General features: G+C 62.5%; 5 protein-coding genes and 1 pseudogene. All 6 read right to left on the reverse strand.

Annotated features, from left to right (window positions below):
• A partial coding sequence (locus QZL63_RS08380) for a family 43 glycosylhydrolase (RefSeq protein ID WP_290586561.1) occupies nucleotides 1-455 on the reverse strand: 455 nt, incomplete at its 3' end.
• A 38-nt stretch (nucleotides 456-493) separates the two neighbouring features.
• Nucleotides 494-3,016, reverse strand: coding sequence for an alpha-L-arabinofuranosidase C-terminal domain-containing protein (locus QZL63_RS08385; protein WP_022308871.1), 2,523 nt, complete (start codon nucleotides 3,014-3,016; stop codon nucleotides 494-496).
• A 39-nt stretch (nucleotides 3,017-3,055) separates the two neighbouring features.
• On the reverse strand, nucleotides 3,056-5,299 hold the full coding sequence (locus QZL63_RS08390) for a GH92 family glycosyl hydrolase (protein WP_022308872.1): 2,244 nt from the start codon (nucleotides 5,297-5,299) through the stop codon (nucleotides 3,056-3,058).
• Nucleotides 5,300-5,465: 166 nt separating this feature from the next.
• Entirely contained in the window at nucleotides 5,466-7,982 is a 2,517-nt protein-coding gene (locus QZL63_RS08395) for an alpha-L-arabinofuranosidase C-terminal domain-containing protein (RefSeq protein ID WP_022308873.1), read from the reverse strand.
• Between the two features lie 21 nt (nucleotides 7,983-8,003).
• Nucleotides 8,004-10,271: a GH92 family glycosyl hydrolase gene (locus QZL63_RS08400; RefSeq protein ID WP_022308874.1), complete on the reverse strand. Its 2,268-nt coding sequence runs from the start codon at nucleotides 10,269-10,271 to the stop codon at nucleotides 8,004-8,006.
• 6 nt (nucleotides 10,272-10,277) lie between these two features.
• Nucleotides 10,278-11,591, reverse strand: a pseudogene (locus QZL63_RS08405) (GxGYxYP domain-containing protein); the annotation flags it as partial.

An 11,591-nucleotide genomic window follows, 5' to 3' on the forward strand; every position in this document is an offset into this window, starting at 1 on the left:
TCGGGCCGGTCGGCGACGGCTACGCCGATGCCTCCGTATTCGTGGTCGTTCTGGATGTCGTTGCCGCTGAAGAAGAGGTAGTACCGTCCGTCATGCCGCAGGATGGCCGGGGCCCAGAGGGCATACTTCACCCACGGTACCGCCTCGGTCGTGAGCACCTTCGGATGCTTGGTCCAGTTCACGAGGTCCTTCGACGAGAAGGCGTCCAGATAGGTCTGGATGTTGTAGTGCTGGTGTATTGCCGAACTTTTGTGCGTGGGCCGTTCGGGAAGTTTCTCGCCCGGGGCGGCATAATAGTCCGAGAGCGTGGGGAAGATCCAGTACTCGTCGTCGAAGACCACACCTTCCGGATCGGCATACCATCCGGCGAAGACGGGATTTTCGGATCGGGTCCGCTGGGCGGTCCGCACCGGGCCGCAGGCTGCGGTCAGCAGCAGGGCCCCCGATGCGGCCATGAAGGGAATCATCAGTGTTTTCATATCGTTGTGGGTTTTCAGTGTGCTACGGGAATGCGCAGGATGGTGAGCGACCGGGGCGGGCACGTGACCGGGAACTCTCCGGCCGGGACGGGCAGTTCCGACTCTTCCCCCGCGATCCTTTCGGGCGCGTCGAACGAGTTCTCGTCGGTGAACGCCTCCGACGTCAGCGTGATGCGGCGGGCCGTGGGGGCTGCGGCCCGTCCGCCTTCGAGCGCAAGCGATGTCTGCCAGGGTTCGGTCCGGGCATTGACCAGTTTGACGACCAGTTCATCCGTTTCGCGGTCGAGTCCGACGGCCGCATAGTGCCTGTTCACGATCCGGTGGTCGTAGGCGTATTTCAATTCGCCGTCGAGGAAGCATTTCCACCGGCTGCCCCGGATCTCGATCCGGACATCGTACCAGTGGTTTGCTTCGACGGGCTCCTGGTTTCGGTAATCGAAGAGCGATACGGAGCCGTTGTCGCCGATCTCGCGGAAGAGCACCGATTCGTTGGTGTGGCTGCCCATGTCGGCCATGAAGTAGTGCCGTTCATCGCGGAATCCGAACACGACGCGGAATCCCTCCGTGCCGGACAGTTTCCTGGCCTTGAGCGAGATCGTGCAGTCGCCGGCCTGCAGACCGCGCAGCACGAGCAGCGCATCACCCGATGCCGCGGGCTGGGTCAGCGTGCCCTCTTCCGCCCTCCACGTTCCGCGAATCTGCTCCCAGCGGTCGTCGAGGTCGCTCCAGTCGGTTTCGTAGAGCGTGCGGCCGCGGCTCGTGACCTTCAACTCCCGGAACTGGACCGCCGTGTTCCCGGTGCTCAATCCGATGCACCCTTCCGGAGCCAGCGGTTCGCTCTCCTTTTCTCCGGTGATACGGAAGGGGATGTTCACGTCGGGACGGTTTTCCGAGAAGAGTTTCATGACGTGGTAGTTCGACCGACCGTAAGACTGGGCGTTGTCGAGCACGATCAGATGGTTTGTCCCGTAGTGAGCATTGGCGATCAGCGGAGCGTAGGAGACCAGCTGCACCTTGTCCGAGTTGCGCTCCACGCCGGTCAGATAGGCAGCCTCGGCCAGCGAAGCGTAGAGGTCGGCGCGCCCGACCGCGGCGTATTCGCCGACATAGACCTTGTAGGGCGTTCGTCGCGAAAGTTTGTCGTAGACCCTGGCGTTGTTGTAGAACCAGTCCGGGGTCTCGTAGTAGTGAGGGTCGATCATCTCCACCTGATCCAGACGGTCGATGTCCTTGCTGAACATCAGTGCGGAGATCACCGTCAGCTGCGGGTAGCGCTCCTTGATCGCCTTGTGGAACCGGTTGTAGTTGGCGGCATAGCGTGCGAATACGTTCTCGTTGCCGACTTCGACATACTTCAGCGGGAAAGGTTCGGGATGCCCGTTTTTCGCCCGCTCGGCTCCCCACCGCGTAGTCCGGGCATCGCCCAGTGCATACTCTATGGCATCCAGCGCCTCCTGGATCAATTCGTCCAATGCTTCGCCCTGGACGTAATCCCCGTTGCGGAACAGGCAGGACATGCCCGCATTGCAGACAAACATGCCGTCGGCCCCGATGTCCTCGCAGAACTGCAGGAATTCGTGGTATCCGAATCCGTAGGAGCTGCGGTATCCCCACAGGTTGTACTCTCCGGGGCGTTTCACCGGTTCGCCGATGGTCTGTTTCCAGCGCACCCGGTTCTCGAGCGTGAGCCCTTCCACGATGCATCCGCCCGGCCAGCGGACAAATGCGGGGCGGAGCTCCTCGATGAGCGTGGCCACATCCTTGCGCAGTCCGTTGCGCCGGCCCTTGTAGGTCTCCCGGGGAAACAGGGAGACGTAATCGAGCCAGATGTTCCCTTCGTTCGGAAAGACCAGATGGAATTCGTTCCGTCTTCCGTCGGCCGATGCCGGGAGTGTCGCCGTGTAGCGCCGCCATGTCCCGTCGGCCGTGACGGGGATTGCGCAGGCAGCAACCTGGCTTCCGTCCTCAGCGACGATCTCGGCCCGGCAGCGCGTCGTGCCTTCGGCCCGGAGGTAGAACTCGAGGTCGTATTGTTTCCCGGCTTCGGTTGCGATTCCCCAGTATCCGCCGTTCACGACGTGCACCTCGCTGCGTGCGGCCTCCAGCTCCACGTGGAGGGCATGCGGCGTCGCGTCGTTGAGCGGATAACGGTCCGTTACGGAGGATGCCGCCTGCGAACCGTCGGCGTATTGCACCCTCCATCCGGTCATCTCCAGGTCGGGGCTCCACCGGATGCGGAAGCGGTTGATCGAGTCGTTCGAGTAGCAGCGCAGGTGCGGGGCCGCGGCGTAGCCTTCGTCGTCGAGCGTGCAGCCCGACGGGAGCACTCCTTCCTCGAACCCCCGGTTGCGTATCATCTCGGCATACAGTCCGCCGTCTCCCGATCCGGTGATCTCCTCGAAGAATACTCCGTAGAGCGAGGCGGGAATCTCCGCCCCGCGTTTGCCGAGGTCGATTTCGATCCGACTTTTCGCGTGGGCCACTCCCGGGACGATGGCTGCGGCCAGCAGGCAGATGCCGGCGAGCATTTTTTTCATGGTTCGGTTATTCATCTCTCTTGTTTGTTGGAACGTATATCAGCGTATCTCGTTGTATGGGCGGTGTGACGGGTCGCTTCCGAATGCGCGGTTGGGTGTGGGCCCCATGACGAAGTGCAGTGAACCGCCGCGTACGATCTCCCCGTACGGGATGTAGGAGAAGGGCCACGGCCTGCCGTTGAGCTCCGCCTGCTGGATGTAGATGTTCTCCCGGGAGTTGTTCTCGGTCGTGATGACGAATCTGCGGCCTCCGGGCAGGTTCAGGGTCACCCGTTCGAAGATCGGACTGCCGAACGAATAGACGCCGCACGAGGGATTCACCTGATAGAACCCGAGCGCCGAGAGAATATGCCATGCCGACATCTGTCCGCAGTCCTCGTTTCCGATGATGCCGTCCGTGCGGTCCGTGTAGAAATGCTCCTGGACGTAGCGCACCTTTTCGGCCGTTTTCCACTGCTGTCCGGCGTAGTTGTAGAGGTAGATGATGTGGTGTGACGGTTCGTTGCCGTGGGCATACTGACCGATCAGTCCCGTGATGTCGGCCGATGCCTGCGGCCCCATGTCGCCGCTGACCGTGAAGAGCGAATCGAGTTTCCCGGCGAATGCCCGGTCGCCGCCCATGGCCTCGATCAGTCCGTAGGGGTCCTGCGGGGTGAAGAAGGTGTATTGCCATCCGGTTCCTTCGGCGAAATATCCCGTACCGCCGTGCACCGACTGGAACGGGTCGTAGGGCGTCAGCCATGTCCCGTCCTCGAATTTCGGGCGGATGAATCGGATCTGCGGATCGAAGTAGTGCCGCCAGTAGCGGGCCCGTTCGGAGAAGACCCGCTCCGTTTCGCGGTCGCCCGTCTTGCGGGCCATGGCCGCAATCCCCCAGTCGCCCACGGCGTATTCCATCGCTTTCGATGTCGCTTCGAATACCTTGTCCGCCGGGATATATTCCCGGTCGAGCAGGTATCCGATCCCGTCCTGCCTGCGCAGCGTGGCCGACTGCACGGCGCATTCCAGCGCCCGGCGGGCGTCGATTCCCCGGATGCCTTTCACGACGGCGTCACTGACGATCGGCACGGCTCCGTAACCGGGCATCTGGTTGGTTTCGCCGCCGAGCAGGGGCCATATGGGCAGTTTCCCCTGCTGGTCGCAGATCGAAAGCATCGAGTGGACCATGTCGCCCACGCGGTCGCTCTGTATGATGGTGAACCACGGATGCAGGGCCCGGTAGGTGTCCCAGCACGAGAAGGTCGAGTAGTTGGTCCGGTCCGATTTCCAGATCCGGTTGTCGTGCCCGCGAAACTCCCCGTTCACGTCGCAGTAGGTCGTCGGGGCGATCATCGTGTGGTACATGGCCGTGTAGAAGATGCGCTTCGCCCGTTCGTCGCCGGAGACGACCTCCACGCGCCCCAGCTCCTTCTCCCAGGCAGCCCGGGCCTGCTCGGCTACCTGCTCGAAGTTCCAGTGGGGAATCTCCCGGCGGAGGTTCTCGAGGGCGTTCTCCTCGCTGACCGATGAGATGGCGACCTTGATGCAGAGCCGGTCGATCGGTTCTCCGAAGCTGACGACACCCTTCACGCCGATCCCTTCGAGCTCGTTGCGTCCGGCCGGTTCGTCGTTTTCGAAGACGAGCAGTTCGGCGATCGGCCGGTCGCTTTTCAGGGCGAAATAGATCCGGTGCTCCGGCGCCCATCCCTTGACGATGCGGTATCCGACGAGTGTGTGCGCATCGAGCCGCCGCAGCGCCGAGGCGACCGACTGGAAGCCGTTGCCTTCATACAGATTGACGAGCAGCCGGGCCGTCTCTCCGGCCGGGAACCTGTAGCGGTGGAATGCCGTGCGGCAGGCGGCGGTCAGTTCCACACCGATCCCGTTGTCGAGCGTCAGGGCGTATCGGTAGGGCGTCACCTCCTCGTTTTCGTGCCGGTAGTGTGCGGCGCAGCTGCCCGATATGTCCTCCTGTTCGCCGCGGCGGGTGCGTACCTCCCCGGTGAAGGGCATGATCTGGATGTCGCCCAGGTCCGTGCATCCCGTTCCGCTCAGGTGCGTGTGCGAGAATCCGATGACGACGTCGTCCGAGTCGTGGTATCCGGAGCACCAGTCCCACCCCTTGAAGATGTTCTGCGGTCCGACCTGGACGGCCCCGAACGGGACGCTGGCCCCGACGAATACGTGTCCGTGGCCGCCCGATCCGATTCGGGGATCCACATATTGCAGCCAGTTTCCCTCCCGGGCCGAACCCTGTCCGGCAAGTACGGCGGCGGACAGCAGTAAAAGGATCTGTTTTTTCATTGGGTCGTAATTTTTCGGTTGTCGGCCGTGGGCCGTTCCCGGTTGTTGTTCATGCGCTCTCCGGATGTCGGGCGGAACGGCCGGTACGGCCGCCTCTGACCGTGCCCGACGCGGCGGGACGGCACGCCGTGCCGGCCGCGGCCGGCCGTCCCACCCCTTCCGGATGTTATTTTTGGACCTTGATCCTCAATACGGTGAACGACCACGGGTCGAACGTGTACGTGAACCGGTCGGAGAATCCCTTGTATACCCGCTCTTCGGGTACAACCTTTTCGGGGTTGTCGAGCGAATTCTCGTCCGAGGGGTCGCCCGACGTGAGGACGATGGCCTTGCCGGTCCGCCCGACGGATTCCGCGCCGGCCAGTTCGATCCTGGCCGTGAAGGGCTTCTCCGTGGCATTGACGAACTTGATGACCTCCTCACCGGTCGTCTCGTCGTATCCGGAGACGACATACTGCCTGCTCTGTTCGATCCGGGCTTCGAGCATCCGTTTCCCGTCGAGGCTGTAGGTGAAGCTGTCTCCGTGTATGTCGATGCGTATGTCATACCAGCGTCCGGTCTCTACCTGCTGCGCGATGTTGTTGGGGATTTGCGGCATGTCCGTCCCGACCATGTGCTGGAACGCCGTGGTCTGGTTGCTCCAGCCTCCGATGTTGAGCACGTATCCCGTCTCTCCCTGCATGCCGAAGTAGAGGATAAAACCCTCGTCTCCGCTCTTTTTCCGGGCCTTCACCGATATCGAACAGTCGGAGAACTCCTCCGGCGAATCCCAGATGCTCCAACGCATCACCCCGGGGCCTTCCTGGCTCAGGGTGCCGTCTGCTGCGGACCATGTGCCCCCTTTCGGAGTCCAGCCGCGCTCCATGTCGGCCTCGATGACCCGGCCGTCGGGCAGCGTGACCTTCAGCTCCCTGTATTCATTGTCCGTGTTCCATCCGCCCAGTCCGATGCGGCCGCTTACCTGCACGCCGTTTCGGGGCTGTTCGAATTCGGTCGCCGTGTTGTAGTCCGGACGGTTCTCGGCATACATCTTCTGGACATGGTATGACGAACGTCCCATGACGCGGTGCGAATCGAAGCAGATCAGGTTCGTCGGCCATACCCGGTCGTTCACGTTTTCGAGCAGCGGGGCATACGACGCCATCTTCACCAGATCCGAATTGCGCTCCATGCCGGACAGGAAGGCCGCTTCGGCCAACGCTCCCAGCAGGTTGCCTCCTCCGACCTGTTGATTGACCGCATACTCTCCCACATAGACGGCATAGCCGCCTCTTTCCTGCTGGTCGAAAAGACGACTCGAAGATAGGAAAAATTCCGGTGCCACGTACCAGTGGGGGTCGATCATGTCCACCCGCTCGTGCCGGTGCTGCCCGCCCAGACCGAGAGTCGAGATGAGGGTCAGACGGGGATATTTCGCCTTGATGGCCCTGTAGAACCGGTCGTACCTCTTCTCGTAGACCGGTCCCCAGTTTTCGTTTCCGATCTCGACGTATTGCAGCGGGAACGGTTCGGGATGGCCGTTCTCGACCCGTTTGCGGCTCCATTCGGTCGTTCCGTCGCCCAATGCATAGTCGATGGCATCGAGCGCATCCTGGATGAATGCATCGAGATCCTCCTCCCTGCAGGCATCCCCTACACGGCCCTGACAGCCTATTCCCGCATTGCAGACGAACATGCCGGCGGCTCCGATGTCTTCGCAGAACTGCAGGAATTCGTGGTACCCGAATCCCATTGTTGCCCTGTATCCCCACGTGTCGTAGATTCCCGGACGGTTCTTGGGGTCGCCGATCGTCTTTTTCCATTCGATGCGGTTCGAAAGGTCGATGCCTTCCACGATGCAGCCGCCCGGCCAGCGGACGAAGGCCGGATGCAGGGCCTCGAGCGTTTGCGCGATGTCGTTCCGAAGTCCGTTGATCCGGTTGCGGAACGTTTCGGGGAAGAGCGATACATAGTCCAGCAGCAGCGTCCCCGTGCCTTCGAGTTCGATGACGAACCGGGCGTGCGGATCGCTGCCCGTGGCGGTCAGCTGTCCGGTGTATTCGCACCATGTCCTGTCCGGGTCGATCGCCAGCGGCCGGTTGCAGAGCTCCGTGCCGTCTTCGGCTACGAGCTTGAGTATGGCGCGTCCCTCGAACCGGTTTCCGTTCGAGGTGTTCATCCTCAGGTAATATCCCTTCCCCTTTTCGATGTTCATTCCCCAGAATCCGCAGTTCGACAGGGCGATACGTCCCTTTTCCGGAAGCGTTACCTTAAGAGCCGTCGGACTCGCTTCGTTGAGCGGGTATTCGCGGGTCAGTTCGGCCGATGCCCCCGATCCCTCGAGCTGTTCGAACCTCCAGGCCGGAATCGGGTCCGGGTTCCAGCGGAACGACAGGTCGGGATGGGGACGTGCCCCCGTCAGGTGGTTCGTCCGGTCGGCCGGCGGAAAGATCCGGTCCCCTTTTACGGTGTACCCTTCCGGGACGGACGAGTCCTCGAATCCGCGGTTCTGGATCAGTTCGGCATAGAGTCCTCCGTCTCCCGCGTGGTTGATCTCCTCGAAGAAGATGCCGTACATCGAAGTCGGGATGTCGGCTCCGCGCCGGGCCAGGTCGATGCGGATCGTGGCCTCGGGCTCCTCCTCGGGAGTGCAGCCTCCCGATACGAGCAGCAGGGCGGTCAGTGAGGTGAGCAGTTGTTTCATGGTTGTATGTTTTTCGATGGGTTATTTTTCGATGGGACGGTGTTGCGGGTCCGATCCGAAGTCCGAGGGCATCGGTCCCATTTTCAACCGCAGCGTGCCGCCGCGCAGCAGGTCGGCATGACGGATGTACGAGTATGGATAGGGGCGTCCGTCGAGTTCGGCCGACTGGATGTAGATGTTCTCCTCCGAATTGTTCTCGGCGATGACCGTGAAGCGTTTGCCTCCGTGCGTGCGCAGGGTGACCCGGTCGAATGCGGGGCTTCCCAGTACGTAGATTCCCAGTGCCGGGTTCACCGGATAGAATCCCATGGCCGAGAGCACGTACCACGACGACATCTGCCCGCAGTCCTCGTTGCCGGCCAGCCCGTCCGGCCGGTCCGTGTACATCTCGCCGAGGATGCGGCGGACCAGCCGCGCGGTTTTCCATTGCTGGCCGACATACGGGTATAGATAGACGGTGTGGTGGCCCGGTTCGTTGCCGTGGGCATACTGCCCGATCAGCCCCGAGATGTCGCCCGACGCCTGCTCGCCCATGTCCCCTTCGATCGTAAAGAGCGAGTCGAGTTTGGCGGCGAAGGCCTCCTCGCTTCCGAAGAGCGACACCAGCCCCTGCACGTCGTGCGGCACGAGCCAGGTGTACTGCCATCCGGTACCTTCGCAGTAGTCGTCGTTGCGGTGGGTCGAGCGGAAGGGATCGAACGGTTCGCGGAACGATCCGTCGGCATTGCGGCCGCGGAAGAACCGTGTTTTCGGGTCCCAGTAGTTTCTGTAGAACCGGGCCCTCCTCCCGAACTCCCGCGCGAGCTCCCCGTCGCCCGCCTTGCGGGCCGCCAGGGCGATGCATCCGTCGGCGAGGGCGTATTCGAGCCCCTTGGCCACCGATTCGCCCTCCTTGTCCGCCGGGATGTAATCCTGCCGGCGGAGCCAGCCCAGCCCCTTGTAGTCGCTCGTCATCGACTCCTTCATGGCCCGGAGCGCCCGCCGGCTGTCGATTCCGGGAATCCCCTTCATCAGGGCGTCGGCAATGACGGGCACGGACTGTATTCCGATCATCTCCCGGGTGTCCGATCCGTAGAGATGCCACACGGGCAGCATCCCCTGCTCGTCGTGGATGTCTAGCATCGTCAGTACCATGTCGGGGACGCGCTCGGCCTGCAGCAGGGTGTAGAGCGGGTGTGCGGCCCGATAGGTGTCCCACAGCGAAAAAACGGTGTAGGTTTCGTGCCCCGGGTCCTCATGCACCATCCCGTCGGCACCCCGGTAGCGGCCGTCGCAGTCGTTGAAGAGAGCGGGTTGCAGGAATGCGTGATAGAGTCCCGTGTAGAAGATTCTCCGCGTCCGGTCGTCGGCGCCTTCGACAGTGACCTTGTCCAATTCGCGCTCCCACTTTCGGGCTGTGCGGCGGACGGTCTCTTCGAAATCCCATCCCGGGAGTTCGCTCTCGATGTTCCGGTCGGCCCCCGACATGCTGACCGGGGAGATTCCGACTTTTACCGATACGGACCGCGTGTCGTCGGGAAGACGCACGATCCCCTTGATATTGACTCCCCGTTCGACGCTGCTTCCTTCCACCGGACGGTCGTCCCTGTAGATATCCAGTTTCACCGGGATGGAGAAGCGGGCGGAGAAGTAGATGCGTTGTCGTTTGGACCATCCGGTCGAATAGCGGTAGCCCCGGATCGTGCGGTCGTCCTCCTGTTCCAGAAAGGTCTCCGTGGCCCGGTCGTCGCCGTTGCCGTCGAACAGGTTGATGACGATCTGCCGGCTTCCCGGCGTTTCGGGAAATCCGTAGCGGTGGAATCCGACCCGCTCGGTGGCTGTCAGTTCCGCTTCGATGCCGTAGTCGTCCAGATGGAGCCGGTAGTATGCCGGGGTCGCCGTCTCGCGCTGGTGCGAATAGCGGGAGGCGTAGCCGCTGTCCGGATCCTCCTGCGACCCGGGGCATACCTGCGGCGTTCCGGTCGTGGGCATGAAGATCAGGTCGCCCGTGTCGCTGCAGCCCGTGCCGTTGAGGTGCAGGTGCGCGAATCCGATGCAGATCGAGTCGGAGGCGTGGTATCCCGAACACCAGTCCCATCCCTTGTTGAAGTTTCCGGGGCCGAGCTGCACGGCTCCGAACGGGGCGGCCACGCCCATGAAGGTGTGGCCGTGCCCGGCCGTACCGATTCGGGTATCGACCCATTGCAGTATGCCTTTGCGGCTGATTTGTGCCGGTTTCGGGTCATTCTCCGCCGTTGCCTGGACGGCTGTCAGCAGCAGCGGCAGGAGGACGGTTGCGGTTTTGAACATATGCGGTCAGTTTTTGGTCTCCCGGTTTTTCCAGGGAATGTGTTCGGGATGCTGCTTGTAGTATGCGCGGGCCGTGGCGACGTTGTCCTTGGGCAGCAGGAAGACAAAGCGTCCCGGGAAATCCCGTTCCAGCCGTTCCGCCTCGCGTTTGAGCCGGGCGATGCCGTGGTAGCCGTATGTGGCGGCGGTGGGGTAGACGTTCAGGAAATGGGGGCGTGACGGGTCCAGCTTCGCCTGCCGGGCGGCGAGGTTGTTGTACAGGTCGCCCTCGGCGACCAGATGGTCCCCCTGGTTCATGATGACCACCCCTTCGTGGCAGTCGAGCACCACGTCGTCGTCCCCGTTGAAGATACCCTCGAGACCGGCTGTCTCGACATAGCGGTAGAAACGGTCGGTGCCGTAGGAGCAGTGCCAGAAACATCCGGTGCGGAAGCCGGCCGATTCCAGCCACGCCCGGTTCTTTTCCAGCCACTGTCCGTATCCCTGCTCGCTGTAGTCGCGTCCGTAGATGAACTGGTAGCCCGACGGCCCGGCCAGCAGCTCGTCGTTGTCGCTCATGTGTCTGTAGTACCACTCCATCAGGAACGGGTTCAGCTCCTGCAGCCCGGCGCAGAGCGTCGTGCCTACGGGAAACTCTCCGCGGTCCCTGTCATCGGTCCAGATGGCGTACAGGGCGTTCTGGTCGAACTGCACGTTGTCGCCGTCGCTGAAGACGACGCTCACGTAGATTTTGCCCTTCTCGGCCCTGACGGCGCGGCCGGGGCGCTGTCTGAACGACTTGTTCGGGTAGCTGCACCAGAACGATGCGTTGGCATAGTAGTCGCTCACCACATAGCCGATGTGGTACCGGTTGGTGACGTAGAGCAGGTCGTCGCCGCTTTTGGCATAACCCATGACGATCGCACCCGGTTCGAAACGGCCGTTCCGGCAGATCTCCTCGATTATGCCCCGCTCTTGCGGGTCGGCATCATCGAGCCAGAACGCGAAACCGCGCGAGGCCACGGCATAGTCGTAGAGCGTCCACGGATTCCCCTGCCAGTCGCTGCGCAGACCCAGCGAAAAGAGGATGTTCGGATGGCATTGGGGCTGGAGCGTCTGCCGGGCCCATGCATAAGCCTCCTGCTTGGAGGCCCAGCGGCCGTAGAGCCGCTCCACATGCCCCTTCCACGGGGTTTCGGAAGTCAGCCGGGCATAGAGTTCCTCGGTGAGGGGCAGGCCCTTGTGCTGTGCGGCCAGCATGACGGCCATGTTCCACGACCAATCCTCCTCGGGACTCCAGATGTAGATGTTCCGCACCCGTCCGGCATAGGCCCGGAAGAG

It is taken from the genome of Alistipes sp. CAG:268, assembly GCA_000434235.1.
Classification (GTDB): domain Bacteria; phylum Bacteroidota; class Bacteroidia; order Bacteroidales; family Rikenellaceae; genus Alistipes; species Alistipes avistercoris.